The 18,636-nt window shown below is 71.2% G+C and carries 11 protein-coding genes; 6 read left to right on the top strand and 5 right to left on the bottom strand.

Annotated elements, in window-relative coordinates; translation table 11 throughout:
• Positions 1 to 66 precede the first annotated feature (66 nt).
• Positions 67 to 3,726, top strand: coding sequence for a bifunctional glycosyltransferase/CDP-glycerol:glycerophosphate glycerophosphotransferase (locus ABT170_RS19205; RefSeq protein ID WP_351868795.1), 3,660 nt, complete (start codon positions 67 to 69; stop codon positions 3,724 to 3,726).
• 124 nt (positions 3,727 to 3,850) lie between these two features.
• Here the strand turns inward: ABT170_RS19205 and ABT170_RS19200 are convergent, their stop codons facing one another.
• Entirely contained in the window at positions 3,851 to 4,459 is a 609-nt protein-coding gene (locus ABT170_RS19200; protein WP_351868792.1) for a TetR/AcrR family transcriptional regulator, read from the bottom strand.
• Positions 4,460 to 4,636: 177 nt separating this feature from the next.
• Here ABT170_RS19200 and ABT170_RS19195 point away from each other — a divergent pair, with 177 nt between their 5' ends.
• Together ABT170_RS19195 and ABT170_RS19190 are read left to right on the top strand one after the other, a co-directional pair.
• Positions 4,637 to 5,602 carry an ABC transporter permease gene (locus tag ABT170_RS19195; protein WP_351868789.1) on the top strand — a complete coding sequence of 322 codons (966 nt, stop codon included), beginning with the start codon at positions 4,637 to 4,639 and terminating at the stop codon, positions 5,600 to 5,602.
• 121 nt (positions 5,603 to 5,723) lie between these two features.
• On the top strand, positions 5,724 to 6,449 hold the full coding sequence (locus ABT170_RS19190; RefSeq protein ID WP_329944404.1) for an ABC transporter ATP-binding protein: 726 nt from the start codon (positions 5,724 to 5,726) through the stop codon (positions 6,447 to 6,449).
• A 69-nt stretch (positions 6,450 to 6,518) separates the two neighbouring features.
• Here the strand turns inward: ABT170_RS19190 and ABT170_RS19185 are convergent, their stop codons facing one another.
• On the bottom strand, positions 6,519 to 11,546 hold the full coding sequence (locus ABT170_RS19185; RefSeq protein WP_329944170.1) for an NAD-glutamate dehydrogenase: 5,028 nt from the start codon (positions 11,544 to 11,546) through the stop codon (positions 6,519 to 6,521).
• Positions 11,547 to 12,021: 475 nt separating this feature from the next.
• Here ABT170_RS19185 and ABT170_RS19180 point away from each other — a divergent pair, with 475 nt between their 5' ends.
• Entirely contained in the window at positions 12,022 to 12,606 is a 585-nt protein-coding gene (locus tag ABT170_RS19180; protein WP_351868785.1) for a DJ-1/PfpI family protein, read from the top strand.
• A 230-nt stretch (positions 12,607 to 12,836) separates the two neighbouring features.
• Here the strand turns inward: ABT170_RS19180 and ABT170_RS19175 are convergent, their stop codons facing one another.
• Positions 12,837 to 13,508 carry an HAD family hydrolase gene (locus tag ABT170_RS19175; protein ID WP_351868782.1) on the bottom strand — a complete coding sequence of 224 codons (672 nt, stop codon included), beginning with the start codon at positions 13,506 to 13,508 and terminating at the stop codon, positions 12,837 to 12,839.
• A 31-nt stretch (positions 13,509 to 13,539) separates the two neighbouring features.
• Positions 13,540 to 14,046, bottom strand: coding sequence for a DUF6912 family protein (locus ABT170_RS19170; RefSeq protein ID WP_329944167.1), 507 nt, complete (start codon positions 14,044 to 14,046; stop codon positions 13,540 to 13,542).
• A 274-nt stretch (positions 14,047 to 14,320) separates the two neighbouring features.
• On the opposite strand from ABT170_RS19170, the gene ABT170_RS19165 reads away from it, so the two are divergent.
• On the top strand, positions 14,321 to 14,749 hold the full coding sequence (locus tag ABT170_RS19165) for an Rv3235 family protein (protein WP_266931574.1): 429 nt from the start codon (positions 14,321 to 14,323) through the stop codon (positions 14,747 to 14,749).
• A gap of 176 nt (positions 14,750 to 14,925) precedes the next feature.
• Here the strand turns inward: ABT170_RS19165 and secA are convergent, their stop codons facing one another.
• The gene (gene secA, locus ABT170_RS19160; protein WP_266931575.1) at positions 14,926 to 17,751 is read right to left on the bottom strand and encodes a preprotein translocase subunit SecA; all 2,826 of its coding nucleotides are present in this window, start codon (positions 17,749 to 17,751) and stop codon (positions 14,926 to 14,928) included.
• A 240-nt stretch (positions 17,752 to 17,991) separates the two neighbouring features.
• On the opposite strand from secA, the gene ABT170_RS19155 reads away from it, so the two are divergent.
• Positions 17,992 to 18,588: a GNAT family N-acetyltransferase gene (locus tag ABT170_RS19155; RefSeq protein WP_351868778.1), complete on the top strand. Its 597-nt coding sequence runs from the start codon at positions 17,992 to 17,994 to the stop codon at positions 18,586 to 18,588.
• The last annotated feature ends 48 nt before the right edge of the window (positions 18,589 to 18,636 follow it).

Raw genomic sequence — 18,636 nt, 5'->3', positions numbered from 1 at the left:
TCACCCCATTCACCCGTTCGGGGCAGCGCCGGTGACCCGGTGGTCCCACCCCGGTTGAGGCAGGGCATGAAGCCACTCCTCAGCGTCGTCGTCCCGGTCCACAACGTCGAGGACTTCCTCGGGGCGTGCCTGCGGTCGGTGGCCGGGCAGACCCTCGACGCGATCGAGGTGGTGCTCGTCGATGACGGCTCGACGGACGGCAGCCGCCGGATCGCGGAGGAGTTCGCGGCACGCGACAGCCGCTTCCGCTGCGTCCACCAGCCCAACGCGGGGCTCAGCGCGGCCCGGAACACCGGGATCCGCCACACCACTCCCGGTGTCCCGTACCTGGCGTTCGCCGACAGCGACGACATCGTCGTGCACGACGCGTACGAACGGATGCTGGCCTCCCTGGAGTCGACCGGCTCCGACCTGGTGACCGGCAATGTGTGGCGGCTCGACGAGCGGGGGCGGCAGCAGGCCTGGCAGTACCGCTGGCTGACCGGCACCCACCGCCGTACCCACATCACCCGCGATCCGCGCCTGCTCGCGGACCGGGTCGCCTGGAACAAGGTGTTCCGGCGCTCCTTCTGGGACCGGCACGCCTTCGCCTTCCCGGAGGGGAAGCTCTACGAGGACACCCCGGTGATGATCCCGGCGCACCACCTCGCCCGGTCCGCCGACGTCCTGCACGAGCATGTCTACTACTGGCGGGTGCGGGAGGGATCGATCACCCGGCGGCGTACGGACGTGCAGGGCGTACGGGACCGGATCGCCGCGTGCGAACAGGTCAGCGCGTTCCTGGCGGGACGGGACCCGGCGCAGCGGCGGGCGTACGACACGTCCTGTCTGCGCGACGACTTCGTGTACTTCCTGGACGGGCTGCCGATGGGCGGCACGGCCTACCGCTCGGCGTTCCTGGCGGACGCGGGCGCCTTCCTGGACCGGGCCGGGGACGGTGTCCTGGACGGGCTGCCGGTGGAGCTGCGCATCAAGTGGCGGCTGGTGCGCGAACGCCGGCTGGACGAGCTGCTGGCCGTCCTCGCCTTCGAGCGGACCAACGGCGCGGGAACGTTCGCGGTGGAGGGGCTGCCGGGGCGGCGGCGGGCGGTGTACCCCGGTGTCGACGGGGCGAGCGCCCGGCTGTCGCGTACCGATCTGCCCGCCGTGGCACGGCTGTCGGACGCGTCCTGGGGGGAGGACGGGAAGCTCCGGCTGCGCGGGTACGCGTACATCCGCAACCTCGGGGCGGGGAAGGCCCGGCACTCGCTCAAGGTGGGGATGGTGCGTACGGCCGAAGGCCGACGGCTGCGGACCGTGCCCGTACGGTCCGTCCCGATGCCCGGGGCGACCGTCGACTCGGGGCAGGAGCCGCACTGTTACGACCACTCCGGCTTCGAGATGGTCCTCGACCCGCACCGGCTGCGGCCGGGCAGCTGGCTGGTGGGGATCGTGGTCGCCGGTCATGGCGTGGCCCGCCGCGTGGCCGTCCGCGCCGTGGACGCCGCCGCCGCGCAGCCCCTGGTCCACGACCTGGGCGGGGGACGGCGGGCGGTGCTCGGCTATCTGGGCGGTCGCCTCGTGCTGACCGTGTCGCAGGTGCCCGCGCTGGCCGAGGCTCACGACGGCGACGGAAGCGGAATCGGAAACGGCAGCGGAAGCGGAAGCGGAAGCGGAGGGACCCTTGAGGTGACCGGCCGGCTGTACGGGGCGGCCCGCCCGGCCGCCCTGCTGCTGACCCGTGACGGGGCGGCCGAAGGCGCCGGGGCGGAGTGGACCTGTCCGGTGGTGTGCGGGGACGAAGGGAGCGAGGGGGACGGCGGGGGCGCGGGCCGTGAGGGGGGCGGCGCGGTCTTCTCGGCGCGCGTTCCCCTGGCGGACCTCGCCGCCGTACCGCCCGCCCCGCACCTGGCTCCCGTCGAGGTCGAACCGGAATCCGGTGTGCGCTGGCGGGCCCGGCTGGTCATGGCCGACGGGACACGGGTCCCGCTGGCCGCCGCCCCCGACCTGCCGCCTCCGGCCCTCGCCGACGCGGCGGGCGAGCTGGTGGTGGACGTGAGCGGGCAGCCGTTCGCGGACGGGGCGGAGTGGGCGGAGGACGGCGGGCTGCGCATCACAGGTACGGCGGCGGAGGCGGGAACGGCGGCGGCAGCACCGGCGGGGGCAGGGGCGGAAACCGGCACCGGCGCCGGGACCCATGACTCCCTCACGCTCCGCCACGAGACCCTGCGCGAGACGGTGACCGTGCCCATGGACCGCCGGGCGGGCCGCTTCACCGCGCTGGTCCCCGGCTCGCTCCCGGAGGGCCGGTGGGGCCTGTACCTCCACGGCACCCCGGTCCGCGTCCTGGCCTCCCTCGCCGCCCGCCTCCCCCTCCGGAACGACGAGCGGAATGAGATCCGGAACGAGATCCGGAACGAGATCCGGAACGAGAGCGGGAGCGAGAACCGGCACGAGAGGGTGACCGAGGTGACCGAGGGCACGAACGGGAGCCGGCACCGGAACCGGCACGCCGAGCCGGTGCTCGACCGGCGGCACGGCGACCGGCTGACCGTGTGCATCGGACCGTCCCTCGCCCCCGCCGAGCGGGGCGCGTACCGCCAGCGCCGTCTGCGCACCACGCACTACTGGGACCGGCGCACGCTCCCGCTCCACGACGCCGTCCTCTACGCGGGCGGGGACTCCCCCCGTGCCGTCCACACCGAGCTGGTACGCCGCGGCACCGACACCGAGCACCTCTACGTCACCGGCACCGTCCCCGGGCGCGCCGCACCCGTACCGCCCGCCGCGCGCACGGTTCTCGCGCACAGCGCCGACTGGTACGAGGCGCTGGCGCGGGCCCGGCGGATCGTCACCGACGAACAGCTGCCCGCCTGGTTCGAGCGCCGCCCGGGGCAGACCGTCGTCCAGACCTGGCACGGCACCCCGCTCGGCCGCTTCGGCACCGGCCTGACGGACACCCTGTACGCCGACCACCACGACCTCGCCACCCTGCCGCACCGCTCGTCCCAGTGGTCCGTGCTGGTCTCCCCCAGCCGTTTCGCCACGCCCCTGCTGCGCCGCTCACTGGCGTACGGGGGCGAGGTGCTGGAGGCCGGCTCACCCGCGAACGACCTGCTCTTCTCGCCCGACCGCGACAAGACCGCCGAGCGGGTCAGGCGCGGCCTCGGCATCCCGGACGGACACCGCGTGGTGCTGTACGCGCCGACGTACCGCGACCAGCTGGCCCATGCGCCGGGCGCACTCCCCGCACACTCCCCCGCCCTGTACCGCTGGGACCCGGCGCTGGACACGCACGCCCTGGCGCGGTCGCTCGGCGACGGCCACACGGTGCTGGTCCGCAGGCACCCCCGGGTGACCGGCGGCCTGCCGCAGGGGCCCGCCGTGCGCGACGTCTCCGGGCACCCGGACACCGCCGAGCTGCTGCTGATCGCCGATGTCCTGGTCACCGACTACGCGGGCCTGGTGTTCGACTTCGCGCACACCGGCCGCCCGATGCTCTTCCACACCTACGACCTGGAGCACTACCGCGACACCGTGCGCGGCTTCTGTCTGGACTTCGAGACCAGGGCCCCGGGTCCGCTGCTCGTCACCACGCGGGAGGTCGCCCTGGCGCTGCGGGACACCGGGGCGCTCGCGGCCCGGCACGCGGACGCGTACGAGAGCTTCCGGCGCGACTACTGCGACCTGGACGACGGCGGGGCGGCGGGCCGGGTCGCGGACCGGCTGCTCACCGACGGAGGCTGACGGAGCTGAGGGGCTGACGGGGCACGGCAGCGACGCCCCACGAGGACCCGCGCGGTTCAGGGGCGGGTGCCGATCGGAGGACCGTTCCGATCGGAAAACCATGCCGGTCAGAGGTCCGTGCCGGTCAGGTGTTCCTGAGCGCGGCGACCGCCGACGCGGCCAGATCGTCCAGATACCCCTTGGGCAGATCACCGCGGACCACGGCCAGCCGCCAGTAGAGCGGGCCGACGATCAGGTCCAGGGCACGGCCCGGATCGCTGCCCTCCGGCAGTTCGCCGCGGGCCACCGCCGCCCGGACGACGACCGCGGCGACGCCCTGCTGCGGGTCGAGCAGGGCGGCCTTGATCGCGTCCGAGATCTCCGGATTGCGGGCCGCCTCGACGAGCAGGTCCGGGATCACCTGCGAGGCGACGGGGTGGCGCAGCGCGTACGCGGCCAGTTCGAGCACGGCCCGCACGTCCCCGTGCAGCGAACCGGTGGCCGGGGCCGGCATGCCCTGGGCCGCGACCGCCGAGACCAGGTCCAGAACGAGGTGGAGCTTGGACTTCCAGCGGCGGTAGACGGCGGTCTTGCCGACGCCCGCACGCCGTGCGATGCCCTCGATGGACATCCGGGCGAATCCCGAGGCGGCCAGTTCCTCGAAGACGGCGGCGCGGATCGCGTCGGTCACGTCCTCCCGCAGCACGGCGGCGCCCGCCGGGGCGCGGCGACGGGATCCCCGTTCAGTGGTCATGGCCGAATGATAGTCCGTAACGACGAAACGGTTGCGTTGCGACGTCGGAGCGTCCTACTCTCAGCGTTACGACGATACGGTTCCGTCCCGTCGACCGTGATGTGTCGTCGAACCACTTCCCAGCCCCGCCGTCCGACGTTCCTCCGGACGTTTCACCCCCCTCCGTCGAAAGCGATCGTGGTGAGCCAGACAGCCGCTCCACCGCCCCCGGTGGACACCGCACCCGCACCCGCACCCACCGCACCCACCTCCCCCCAGCCGCCCGTCTACGCCCCGGGAGAACTGGCCGCGCTCGCCGCCCGGCACGGGCTGACCGTCAGCGGGGCCCGGCCGTCGCTGGGCGCGTACATCCGGCAGCTCTGGGGGCGCCGGCACTTCATCACGGCGTTCGCCACCGCCAAGCTGACCGCGCAGTACAGCCAGGCGAAACTCGGTCAGATCTGGCAGATCATGACCCCGCTGCTGAACGCGACGGTCTACTACTTCATCTTCGGCGTCCTGATGAACACGAAGCACGGCGTCGCCGACTTCGTCCCGTTCCTGGTCACCGGCGTCTTCATCTGGACCTTCACCAGCAGCTCGATCACGGCGGGCACCCGGGCCATCAGCGGCAACATCGGCCTGGTCCGGGCCCTGCACTTCCCGCGTGCCTCGCTGCCCGTGGCGCTGGCCCTGCAACAGCTCCAGCAGCTGCTCTTCTCGATGGGCGCGCTGTTCCTGATCCTGCTCGTCTTCGGCCAGTACCCGCGGCCGTCCTGGCTGCTGGCGGTCCCCGCGCTGATGCTTCAGGCCGTGTTCAACACCGGTGTGTCGATGGCCGTGGCGCGGCTCACCGCCAAGACCCCGGACATCGCGCAGCTGACGCCGTTCGTGCTGCGTACGTGGATGTACTCCTCGGGCGTCATGTGGAGCCTGGACAGCCTGCTCAAGGGCGACCGGGTCCCGCACTTCGTGATGGTGGCGCTGGAGTACAACCCGGCGGCCGTCTACATCGACCTGATGCGCTACGCGCTCATCGACAGTTTCGCCCGGGACCAGCTGCCCCCGCACGTCTGGGCGGTCGCGGCGGGCTGGGCGCTCCTGTGCGGAGTGGCCGGATTCGTGTACTTCTGGCAGGCGGAGGAGCAGTACGGACGTGGCTGAGACACCCGGCGCGACCAGCGCACCCGAAGCACCCGGCGCGGGCCCCGGCCCGGCCGGCGCACCCGGAACCCCCGGCGCGCCCGACAACCGGGTCCCCACCGTCGTCGTCGACGGGGTCCACATCACCTACAAGGTCCACGGGGCCCGTACCGGGCGGGGCAGCGCGACCTCCGCCCTGAGCCGGCTCACCTCGCGCCGGCAGAGCCCCGGCGTCCGCGAGGTGCACGCGGTGAAGGGGGTCAGCTTCGCCGCGTACAAAGGGGAGGCCATCGGCCTGATCGGCTCCAACGGATCGGGGAAGTCGACGCTCCTGAAGGCCATCGCGGGGCTGCTGCCGCCGACCGAGGGCCATGTCCACACCCAGGGGCAGCCGTCGCTGCTCGGCGTGAACGCCGCGTTGATGAGCGATCTGACCGGCGAGCGCAATGTCGTGCTCGGCGGGCTCGCGATGGGCATGACGCGCCGCCAGATCCGCGAGCGCTACGACCGGATCGTGGACTTCTCCGGCATCAACGAGAAGGGCGACTTCATCACCCTGCCGATGCGGACGTACTCCTCGGGCATGGGCGCCCGCCTGCGGTTCTCCATCGCCGCCGCCAAGAGCCACGACGTGCTGCTGATCGACGAGGCGCTGTCCACGGGCGACGCGAGATTCCAGCGCCGCAGCAAGGACCGGATCATGGAGCTGCGCAAGGAGGCCGGCACGGTCTTCCTGGTCAGCCACAGCAACAAGTCGATCACCGAGACCTGCGACCGGGCGCTCTGGCTGGAAGCGGGAACGCTGCGCATGGACGGTCCGGCGAAACAGGTGGTCGCCGCCTACGAGCGGTTCACCAAGAAGAAGTGACCGGGCCCGTACGGCGGTCGGGGACGAGCCGGTACCCGCACTCGTCCCCGACCGCCTACGGCATCGGCCCTACGCGTGCGTACGCAGCAGCGTCCGCATGGTCCGCATCGCCACCGACAGGTTCGCCAGGTCGAACGCGTCCGAGCTCTGGATCTCCTCCAGCGTGGCCCGCGAACGGGTCAGGATCGCCGCGTTCTTCTCCTCCCACGCCCTGAACCGCTCTTCCGGCGTCGAGGTCCCGTTGCCCACGCCCAGCACGTCGGCCGTCAGCGCGGCGTGCGCGGCGTACAGGTCCTCGCGGATGGAGGCGCGGGCCATGGACTGCCAGCGGTCCGCCCGCGGCAGTTCGATGATCCGGTCCATCAGCTGGGTGATCCGCAGCCGGTCGGCGAGGTCGTAGTACACCTCGGCGACGGCCAGCGGGGCCTTGCCCGTCCGGTCCGCGATCGCCACGATGTCCAGCGCCGGGAAGGCGGAGGAGAACCCGGCGACCCGGGTCGCCAGCTCGTCCGGGACCCCCACCGAGGTGAGTTCGTCCAGGATCGACCGGTACCAGTCGAGGTCGGCGCCCATGAGCAGCTTGGGCAGCTCGTTCCAGACCTGCTCGACCCCGTCCCTGAAGAAGGCGATGGTCTCCGCGATCTGGACCGGCTGCGGCCGGTTGCCCAGGAGCCAGCGCGAACCGCGCTCGACCAGCCGGCGCGAGTGGAGCCGGATACGGGTCTGGACATCGGCCGCGACCTTGTTGTCGAGCGACTCCACGGCGTCCCACACCTGCGCCAGGCCGAAGATCTCCCGGGCCGCCGCCTGCGCCCGCACGATTTCCTCGATCGAGGCGCCGGTCTCCTCCCGCAGCCGGTGCAGGAAGGTCGAGCCACCGGTGTTCACGGTGTCGTTGACCAGGACGGTCGTGATGATCTCGCGCCGCAGGGCGTGCCCGTCCACCGCCTCGGGGAAGCGCTCGTGCAGCCGCTCCGGGAAGTACGCGTGCAGGAGCTTCTGCAGATACGGATCGTCCGGCAGGCTGGTGGAGATCAGCTCGTCGGCGGTCGTGATCTTGGTGTACGCGAGCAGGACGGCCAGCTCGGGCTGGCTCAGCCCCTTGCCGCCGTTGAGGAGCTCGCGGATCTGCCGGTCGTTCGGCAGGAACTCCAGCGCCCGGTCCAGGTGTCCGTCGCGGCCCAGCCGGCGCATGAAGCGCTGGTGGGCGTGGAGCAGGGACGGGGACTGGGCGGTGGCGTTGGCGAGCGCGGTGTTCTGCGCGTAGTTGTTGCGCAGCACCAGCCCGCCGACCTCGTCGGTCATCTCGGCGAGCAGCTTGTTGCGCTGCTTGACGGTCATGTCGCCGTCCCGGACCAGACCGTTGAGCAGGATCTTGATGTTCACCTCGTGGTCGGAGGTGTCCACACCGGCGCTGTTGTCGATCGCGTCGGTGTTGATCCGGCCGCCGGTGCGGGCGAACTCGATCCGGCCGAGCTGGGTGGCCCCGAGGTTGCCGCCCTCGCCGACGACCTTGGCGCGCAGGTCCTCGCCATTGACCCGGATCGGGTCGTTGGCCTTGTCGCCGACGTCGGTGTTCGACTCCGACGAGGCCTTGATGTACGTGCCGATGCCGCCGTTCCACACGAGGTCGACGGGGGCCTTGAGGATGGTCTGCATCAGCTCGGCGGGCGTCATCTTGGCGATGCCCGGGTCGATGCCGAGCGCCTCGCGGATGTGCGCGTTGAGCGGGATCGCCTTCGCGGTACGGGGGTGGACGCCGCCGCCCGCGGAGAGCAGGTCCGTGCTGTAGTCGGCCCAGGAGCTGCGCGGCAGGTCGAACAGCCTGCGCCGCTCCGCGTACGAGGTGGCGGCGTCCGGCTTCGGGTCGAGGAAGATGTGCCGGTGGTCGAAGGCCGCGACCAGCCTGATGTGCTCGGAGAGCAGCATGCCGTTGCCGAAGACGTCACCGGACATGTCGCCGACGCCGACGACGGTGAAGTCCTCGGTCTGGGTGTCGTGGCCCAGCTCGCGGAAGTGGCGCTTGACGGACTCCCAGGCACCGCGGGCCGTGATGCCCATGCCCTTGTGGTCGTAGCCGACGGAACCGCCGGAGGCGAAGGCGTCGCCGAGCCAGAAGCCGTAGGCGACGGCGATCTCGTTGGCGATGTCGGAGAAGCTCGCCGTGCCCTTGTCGGCGGCGACGACGAGGTAGGTGTCCGCCTCGTCGTGACGGACGACGTCGACGGGCGGCACGACCTCGCCGGCCACCATGTTGTCGGTGATGTCGAGCAGTGCCGAGATGAACGTCCGGTACGAGGCGATGCCCTCGGCCAGCCAGGCGTCACGGTCGAGCGCCGGGTCGGGGAGCTGCTTGGCGACGAAGCCGCCCTTGGCGCCGACCGGCACGATGACGGTGTTCTTCACCATCTGCGCCTTGACCAGGCCGAGGATCTCCGTACGGAAGTCCTCGCGCCGGTCCGACCAGCGCAGCCCGCCGCGGGCGACCTTGCCGAAGCGCAGGTGGACGCCCTCGACGCGCGGCGAGTACACCCAGATCTCGAACGCCGGACGGGGCGCGGGCAGGTCCGGGATGACCTGCGGGTCGAACTTCATCGAGACGTAGGCGTGCGGCTTGCCGCTCTCCGCCATCTGGAAGAAGTTGGTGCGCAGGGTCGCCTTGATCACGGTGAGGAAGGACCGCAGGATCCGGTCCTCGTCGAGCGAGGCGACCTGGTCCAGGGCCCCTTCGAGTTCTTCGAGGAGCCCGTCGGTCAGCTCCGTACCCGCTCGCTGGCGCTCGGGGGACATCCGGGCCTCGAAGAGGGAGACCAGCAGCCGGGTGGTGTGGACGTTGGTACGGAGAGTGCTCTCCATGTAGTCCTGGCTGAAGGTCGATCCGGCCTGGCGCAGGTACTTCGCGTAGGCGCGCAGCACCATCGCCTGCCGCCAGTTCAGCCCGGCGCCGAGCACGAGGGCGTTGAAGCCGTCGTTCTCGGCCTCGCCCTTCCACACGGCGGCGAAGGCGTCCTGGAACCGGTCGCGGGCGTCGTCCGCGAGATAGCCGCCGTTGCCCGTGGGAACGGGCATCCGCAGCCCGAAGTCATAGATCCAGGCATGCGTGCGGTCGGCGCAGCGCAGCTCGTACGGCCGCTCGTCGACGACCTCGACACCGAGTTGCTGAAGGGCCGGGAGCACGGCGGACAGGGACACCTGCTCGCCGGTCCGGTAGATCTTGAAGCGGCGCTCGCCGGGGCCGGCGCCGACGGGCTCGTACAGGCTGAGGGCGAAGTCCTTCTCGTCCTGCTTGAGCGCTTCGAGGTGGACCAGGTCGGCCACGGCGGCGCGCGGCGAGTGGTCGGCCTTGTAGCCCTCGGGGAACGAGTGCCCGTACTGGCGCAGCAGCTCGGCGGCACGTTCCTCGCCGCATTCGGCGTTCAGCGCCTCCTGGAAGCCGTCGGCCCAGGAGCGGGCCGCCTCGACGAGCCGGCCCTCGATGCGGTCGGCGTCGGCGTCGGTGAGGTGCGGCAGCTCGGTGCCCGGGGGGACCCGGATGACGAAGTGGAGCCGGGAGAGGATCGACTCGGTGTTCCAGGCGGTGAAGTCGACGCTGGTGCCGCCCAGCTCCTCCTTGAGGATGTCGATCAGCCGGAGCCTCACACCGGTGGTGTAGCGGTCGCGCGGCAGGTAGACGATCGCGGAGTAGTAGCGGCCGTACTCGTCCTGGCGCAGGTACAGCCGCAGCCGGCGGCGTTCCTGGAGGTAGAGCACGGACGTGACGACGGAGCGGAGCTGGTCGACGGGCGTCTGGAAGAGCTCGTCGCGCGGGTAGGTCTCCAGGATCTGGAGCAGGTCGCGGCCGTCGTGGCTGTTGTACGTGAAGCCCGCGCCCTCCAGCACCTCGGCGACCTTGCGGCGGATGACGGGCACCCGGCGCACGGACTCGGTGTAGGCGGCGGACGAGAACAGCCCGAGGAAGCGGCGCTCGCCGATGACGTTGCCCTCGGCGTCGAACTTCTTCACCCCGACGTAGTCGAGGTAGCTGGGGCGGTGCACGGTCGCCCGGCTGTTGGCCTTCGTCAGGACGAGGAGCTTGTGCTCACGGGCCTTGGCGCGGGCGTCGGCGGGCAGCCGGTCGAAGGACGGGCTGACGGGGTGCGCCTCGTCCTCGGTGTGCTGCGGGTCGGAGCGCAGGATGCCGAGGCCGGTGCCGGGCACGGCGGCCAGCGCGTCGGAGTCCCTGAGCTCGTACTCGCGGTAGCCGAGGAAGGTGAAGTGGTCGGCGGCCAGCCAGCGCAGCAGCTCGCGGGCCTCGTCGACCTCCTCGTCGGCCAGATCGTCCAGCGGTTCGCCGGGAAGGTCGTCGGCGATCCGCAGGGCGGCGTCACGCATCTTCTCCCAGTCCTCGACGGTCTCCCGTACGTCGGACAGGACACGCAGCAGATCGGCGGTGATCTGCTTCAGGTCGGCGCGGTCGGTCTCGCGGTCGATCTCGACGTGGATCCAGGACTCGACGAGCGCGTCGTGCGGCAGCTCCGCCTTGGCGTCCTTGGCCCCCTTGGCGTTCTTGCGGCCCTGGGGGTTCGTCGCGACACCGCGGCCCTCGGTGAGGACCTCGATGAGCTTGCCGGTGAGGTCACGGCGGACGATGACCTGCGGGTGGATCACGACATGGATGCCGCGGCCCTGGCGGGACAGCTCATTGGTGACGGAGTCGACCAGGAAGGGCATGTCGTCGGTGACGACCTCGACGACGGAGTGGCTGGAGGTCCAGCCGTTCTCCTCGACGGTCGGGGTGTGCACCCGGACGTTCGCCGTGCCCTGGGGGCGGTTCTCGGCCAGCCGGTAGTGGGAGGACGCGGCGCCGAAGACATCGACCGGGTCCCGGCCACTGATGTCCTCCGGAGCGGTGTGGAGGTAGTAGCGCTGGAGATAGGAGAGCAGCATGTCCCTGGCCGGGCGCTCGCCCTGGCCGGCCTCGTCCCCGGTGCCGGCCGCGGCGGCGCGCACCCTGGGGGTACCCCCCGGCCCACCGGCACCACCACCCGGGCTGTTGTCAGCTACCTCGGCGGCCCGTGCGAGCAGCTCGGCCTTGGCTTCGTCCAGCTTGGTCTGCATGTCCTCTGGCTCCTGTCGCGCGCCGTTGCGTGACGTAGGTGAAAAAGACGGCGTAACGCCACGACGCGGGGTATCCGGTCTTGGACGACGCTATGCCGCTATGAGAGATGTCCGGGACCTTATTGGCCATTTTCGGCAGCGGGTCCGGGCCAGGGGCTGTACGGCGGGTCGCGGCCATGGCCCCGACCCGCGGGCATTCCCCGGGGAGATCGCGGATCGCCCGGGTGCGGTGGCACTCCGGGCGCAGGCCGGGGGCTTCGCTGCCCCCGAGGCGTATCGCGCTGATCACGGGACAAGGCTATCTCCCTCGCACCCACAACCGTCATGGGCTGTATGTGTACAAAAGAAGGCCACGAACTTTGACACTCTGGACAGTGCGTCGCGCGCCCTCTTGGCGAACTCCGCACGGCGGGGCAGGCTGGCGGGCCGTACGACAACCGCCCCTTCCGGTCCTCCGACGCCTGGGAGCCCCGCCATGGCACAGAAGATCCTGCTCGTCACCGGTGACGCCGCCGAGTCGCTGGAAGTCCTGTATCCCTACCAGCGGCTGCGCGAGGAGGGGTACGAGGTCGACATCGCGGCCCCCGAGCGCAAGACGCTGCGTTTCGTGGTCCATGACTTCGAGCCGGGCTTCGACACCTACACGGAGAAGCCGGGCTACACCTGGCCGGCCGACCTGGCCTTCTCCGAGGTCGATCCCGGGGCCTACGCCGCTCTGGTGATCCCGGGCGGCCGGGCCCCCGAGTACCTGCGCAACAACGCCGAGCTGCGCAAGATCGTCAGCGCGTTCCTCGACGGCGACCGGCCGGTGGCCCAGATCTGCCACGGCCCGCTCATCACGGCCGCGACGGGCGGCCTCAGCGGCCGCAGGGTCACCGCGTACCCCGCGCTGGAGCCGGACATGCAGACCGCGGGGGCCACGTTCCAGGACGCGGAGGCGGTCGTGGACGGCACGCTCGTCTCGTCCAGGGCGTGGCCGGACCACTCGGCCTGGATGCGTGAGTTCCTGAAGGTGCTCCGCGCGACGTCGGGATCGCCCGACGGCGCGTCCGGCGACTGAGGCAGGCCGGCACGTCCGGCTGCCGAGACCGGGCGACGCGTCACGGCTGAGGCCGGAGGCCGTGGCGGCACGTCGGCGGCTGAGACCGGCCGGAGGCCGTGGTGGAGGCGCCGCGCTGCCGGGAAGGACCCCCGCCCGCGGCGCGGCTTCCACCGCGGCCCGGAAGCCCGCCCCGAGCCCGCCCCCAGCCCGCGCCGAGCCCGCGCGGGCCGCCCGGTCCGGCGCTCCTCTCAGCCCGTGAACACCTCGGCCAGCGCCACGGCCTCCGCCAGGCTGTCGACCACCGGCACTCCCGCCGCCTCCAGGCTGCCCCGGCTGTGCGATCCCCCGGTGTAGAGCACCGCACGCGCGCCGACATGCGCCGCGGCCACGGCGTCGTCAACCGCGTCCCCGATGACGACCGAGTGCTCGGGGGATATCCCGTCCAGCGCCGCGAAGTGCCGCTCCATGTGCTGCGCCTTGCTGCCGCCGGACGGCCCCGTGCGCCCGTCGACGCGGACGAAGCGGCTCTCGATGCCGTACCCCCGCACCACGGGGACCAGCTGCTCGTGCCCGTACATGCTCAGCAGCGACTGGCTGCGGCCCGCGCCCTGCCACTGGGCGAGCAGCTCCTCGACGCCCTCGGTGAGGCCGCAGGCGGGCCGCCGCTCCGCGTAGTGGCGGTGGAAGCTGCCGTCCATCCGCTCCCACTCGGCCCGGGTGGGCGGCCGGCCCAGGAACCGCTCGTAGAAACGGGGTATCGGGACGCAGTACATCTCGCGGTACTGCGCCGACGTGATCGGCTCCAGCTCGACCTCGGCGAACGCGGCGTTCGTCGCGTGGATCACGGCGTGGATGTCGTCGAGCAGCGTGCCGTTCCAGTCCCAGACCAGATGCGAACGGTTCTTCCCCGGTGTCCCCATACGGAAAAACGGTACTCGCCCGGTACGACACTCACGCGATGAGGTGAGGAATCTCCTGGATGCCGAACCACAGCAGCTCATGGTCCTCGGCACCGTCCACGGTGAACTGCGCGTCGTCGTCGCCGAGGTCCGCCGCCCCCAGCGCCGCCGCGGCGGCGGCCACGTCCTTCTCGGCGTCATCGGCGTCCACGTGCACCGCTGCCGCCTTGGCGAGCGCCAGGGCCGAGGCGATCCGCACCTCACCGAGGGACGACCCGTCCAGGCTGTGATCGGGGTCGGCGACGGCGTGCCCGTCCGGTACGTCGACGGCGACGACGACCCGCCGGCGGGTCTCCTCGGGCTTGCCCGCGATCATCCGGAGCGAAGCGGCGGCGGCCCGGTTGAGCGCCGCGTACTCCAGCTCCTCGATGTCGTCGGAGACGTACCACTCACGCAGTCCGGGGGTCACCGCGTAGGCGGTCAGCGGTCCGGGCCCGACCTCGCCCGCCCGGTGCGCCGCTGCGAGACCGGAAAGGGTCAGGGGGACGTACACGCGCATGGCAGGCCGCTTTCGTAGTCGGAAACGCCTTCAGGATACGTGGACGTCCCCTTTCGGGTTCCGGTGAGCGGCCCCGCCCGTCCACCGGTAACAGTGCGTCACCCCCGTCACGGGCCTTGCGGCCCAAGGCATGTGCCACTGATGGGTGAACCCACCGGGTGCGCGGCGCCGCCGCGGGGGCCCTTGCGGTGCTGCCGACCGTCCCCGTAGAAGGACCCCAGCAGAAGTTACTGCCCGGTATTCGTCCGGGCCCGGGTTCACGGGGGCGATGAGCATGAGCACGGACAACAGGCGGCCCACCGGCCGACGCGACCAGCGCAGGCCCGGCCGCGTACCGCCGCAGCGGACCCCGCAACGGCCCCGGCAGCCACCGCGCCCGCACCAGTGGTTCGCGGAGCGGCTGCTCGCGGTCCTCAGCGGCCAGCGCCCGGTGCACTGGATGCTCGGCCACACCATCGGCGAGGCCTACGACCAGCTGGCCGAGCTGGCCCCGGACACCCCGCTGAGGGCCGCCCGGGGCAGCCGCCCGGTCGTACGCCGCTGCTACGGCGCCCAGCCCGCGACCGGCGTCGTCGAGGCGTTCGCGAGCATCGCGGCGGGAGACAGGGTCAGGGCCATGGCCTTCCGCCTGGAACAGGGCACCGACCTCCGCTGGCGCTGCGCGGCGGTGGAACTGGACCGGTCGAGCCGGGCCGTCCACTGAGCACGCGCCACGGCCGCGGGCCGCACACCCCGCACCGGATCCCCGCACCGCGCACGCCGCGCCACCCCCGTACACGGCCGGGGCCGGACACCTTGTGGTGTCCGGCCCCGGTACCGCGCGGAGACGCGGCGCGGGCCGCCGTACGGGCTTCCGTACCGGCGGCCCGGCCCTCCGAGCTACTTCTTGCGCCGACGCCCTCCGGTGCCGCCGCCCTTCTGCGCCTTGCGCCGCTCCGCACGCGTCATGCCGTCCGCCTCGGAGCGCGCGCCGTCACCGTTGGCGAAGTCGCCCTCGACGACGCCGCCCTCCCCGTCCACCGTGGGAGCGGAGAAGTGCAGCCGGTCCGGCCGCTGCGGAGCGTCCAGGCCCTTGGCCCGGATCTCCGGACGGGAGGCCGCCGCGGCGGGCGCGCCCTCCTTGGAGAGCGAGGTCCGCTCGGCACCGTCCTGCACCGGAACCTCCTCGACCTGCTGCTCGACCTGGACCTCCAGGTTGAACAGGTAGCCGACGGACTCCTCCTTGATGCCTTCCATCATGGCGTTGAACATGTCGAAGCCCTCGCGCTGGTACTCCACCAGCGGGTCCTTCTGCGCCATGGCCCGCAGGCCGATGCCCTCCTGGAGGTAGTCCATCTCGTAGAGGTGCTCGCGCCACTTGCGGTCCAGGACGGACAGCACCACGCGCCGCTCCAGCTCCCGCATGATCTCGGAGCCGAGCGTCTTCTCACGCTCCTCGTACTGCTCGTGGATGTCGTCCTTGACGGACTCCGCGATGAACTCCGCCGTGACACCGGCCAGGTCCCCGGCGGCCTCCTCCAGCTCCACGACGGTGACCTTCACCGGGTAGAGCTGCTTGAAGGCGCCCCACAGCCGGTCGAGGTCCCACTCCTCGGCGAAGCCCTCGGCGGTCTCCTGCCGGATGTAGTCGTCGATCGTGTCGTCCATGAAGTGACGGATCTGGTCCTGGAGGTCCTCGCCCTCCAGGACGCGGCGGCGCTCACCGTAGATGACCTCGCGCTGCCGGTTGAGCACCTCGTCGTACTTCAGGACGTTCTTGCGCGTCTCGAAGTTCTGCTGCTCGACCTGCGACTGCGCCGACGCGATGGCCCGCGTGACCATCTTGTTCTCGATCGGCACATCGTCGGGCACATTGGCCATCGACATGACGCGCTCGACCATCTGGGCCTTGAACAGGCGCATCAGGTCGTCGCCCAGCGACAGGTAGAAGCGGGACTCGCCCGGGTCGCCCTGACGGCCGGAACGACCGCGCAGCTGGTTGTCGATCCGGCGCGACTCGTGCCGCTCGGTGCCCAGAACGTAGAGCCCGCCGAGGTCCTTGACCTCTTCGAACTCCGCCTTCACGGCCTGCTCGGCCTTCTCCAGGGCGGCGGGCAGCGCCGCGGCCCACTCCTCGACGTGCTCGACCGGGTCGAGACCGCGCTGGCGCAGCTCGGCCTCGGCGAGGTCGTCCGGGTTGCCGCCGAGCTTGATGTCGGTGCCTCGGCCGGCCATGTTCGTGGCGACGGTGACCGCGCCCTTGCGGCCGGCCTGGGCGACGATCGTCGCCTCCCGGTCGTGCTGCTTGGCGTTGAGGACCTCGTGCTGCACCCCGCGCTTGGAGAGCTGCTGCGAGAGGTACTCGGACTTCTCGACCGAGGTGGTGCCGACCAGGATCGGCTGGCCCTTCTCGTGCTTCTCGGCGATGTCGTCGACGACCGCGGCGAACTTGGCGACCTCGGTGCGGTAGATCAGGTCGGACTGGTCGGCACGGACCATCGGCCGGTTCGTCGGGATCGGCACGACGCCCAGCTTGTAGATCTGGTGGAACTCGGCGGCCTCGGTCATCGCCGTACCGGTCATGCCGGAGAGCTTGCCGTAGAGGCGGAAGAAGTTCTGCAGGGTGATCGTGGCGAGGGTCTGGTTCTCGTCCTTGATGTCCACCCCTTCCTTCGCCTCGATCGCCTGGTGCATGCCCTCGTTGTAGCGGCGGCCGGCGAGGATACGGCCGGTGTGCTCGTCGACGATCATGACTTCGCCGTCGATGACGACGTAGTCCTTGTCCTTCTTGAAGAGTTCCTTGGCCTTGATGGCGTTGTTGAGATACCCGACGAGCGGCGTGTTCACCGACTCGTAGAGGTTCTCGATGCCGAGCCAGTCCTCGACCTTCGCGACACCGGGCTCATGGATGGCGACGGTCCGCTTCTTCTCGTCGACCTCGTAGTCGCCGGTCTCCTCGATCCCCTTCAGCGGGTTGCCCGCCTCGCCCCGGGTGAGGCGCGTGACCAGCTTGGCGAAGTCGCCGTACCACTTGGTGGCCTGGTCGGCGGGGCCGGAGATGATCAGCGGCGTACGGGCCTCGTCGACGAGGATCGAGTCGACCTCGTCGACGATCGCGAAGTTGTGACCGCGCTGGACGAGCTCGTCCTGCGACCAGGCCATGTTGTCGCGGAGGTAGTCGAAGCCGAACTCGTTGTTCGTGCCGTACGTGATGTCGCAGGCGTACTGCTCACGTCGCTGCGCCGGGGTCATGTTGGCGATGATGCAGCCGACCTCCAGGCCCAGGAACTTGTGCACCCGGCCCATCATCTCGGAGTCACGCTCGGCCAGGTAGTCGTTGACCGTGATCAGGTGCACACCCTTGCCGGAGAGCGCGTTGAGATACGCGGGCAGGGTGCCGACGAGGGTCTTGCCCTCACCGGTCTTCATCTCGGCCACGTAACCGAGGTGCAGGGCGGCTCCGCCCATCATCTGAACGTCGTAGTGGCGCTGTCCGAGGACACGCTTGGCGGCCTCACGGACCGTCGCGAAGGCTTCGGGAAGCAGGTCGTCCAGGCTCTCGCCGTCCGCGTACCGTTCCTTGTACTCGTCGGTGAGCGCCCGCAGCTCGGCGTCGGAGAGGTTGACGAAGTCCTCTTCGATGGAGCTGACCTGGTCCGCGATGCGGTGCAGTTTGCGCAGGATCTTGCCTTCGCCTGCACGCATGAGCTTGTTGAAGACGGACACTGAGGCTGGTCTCCTTGCCGGTCGGGCCTGGCACTGGGTCGTGTAATGGACTCTGGCGCGGGCACGGCAGGTGGGCCCCACCGCAACGGCCATCGTAAGCGAGGACCCCACCGCGTCGGGAGGGCTGCTGTCGCGTGGACCTCGCAGCACCCCCACAGAACAACGGCCGGAAGGCACGGAAGGTGCCGGGAAGCCCCAAAAGTGCTCGCGTCGCGCGGGCCGGCTCACCAGAATCGCCGCATGGAGCCGATCACCCTCACCACGGAACGCCTGCTGCTGCGACCCTTCGGGCCCGGGGACACGGACCGGGTGTACGCCGCCTGCCAGGACCCGGACATCCAGCGCTGGACGGTCATCCCCTCCCCCTACCGGCGCGCGGACGCGGAGCTCTTCACCGGGACGCTCTCGCCGACCGGCTGGCGGGACGACTCGATGTACAACTTCGCGGTGGTCCTGCGGAAGGACGGAGCGCTCGTCGGCGCCCTCGGCATCGACCGCCGCAACCTGCCGGGCACGTACGAGGTCGGGTTCTGGATCGCCCGGGAACACCGCAGGCTCGGCTATGTGACCGAGGCGGTGCTCGGCTCGGCCCGCTGGGCGTTCACCTCCCTCGCGGCGGACCGGCTGGAGTGGCGGGCCGAGGTCGGCAACATCCCCTCCCGCGCCGCCGCGCTGCGGGCCGGATTCCGGATGGAGTGCGAGCAGCGGTCCGCGCTCCTGAACAAGGGTGTACGGCGCGACGCCTGGATCGCCGCGCTGCTGCCCGGCGACCTGGGCCTGCCCGGCACCCACCCGTACCTGCCGGCGGGCCGCAGGCCTCCGGCCGCCGACCACTGACCGCAGGCCGCCGCCGCTGAGACCGCCGACCGCCGGCCGCTGACCGCA

Source organism: Streptomyces sp. NPDC001787 (assembly GCF_040297465.1).
Classification (GTDB): domain Bacteria; phylum Actinomycetota; class Actinomycetes; order Streptomycetales; family Streptomycetaceae; genus Streptomyces.
The sequence above is the reverse complement of the archived record's forward strand: the minus strand, read 5'-3'. Positions and strand labels throughout refer to the sequence as shown.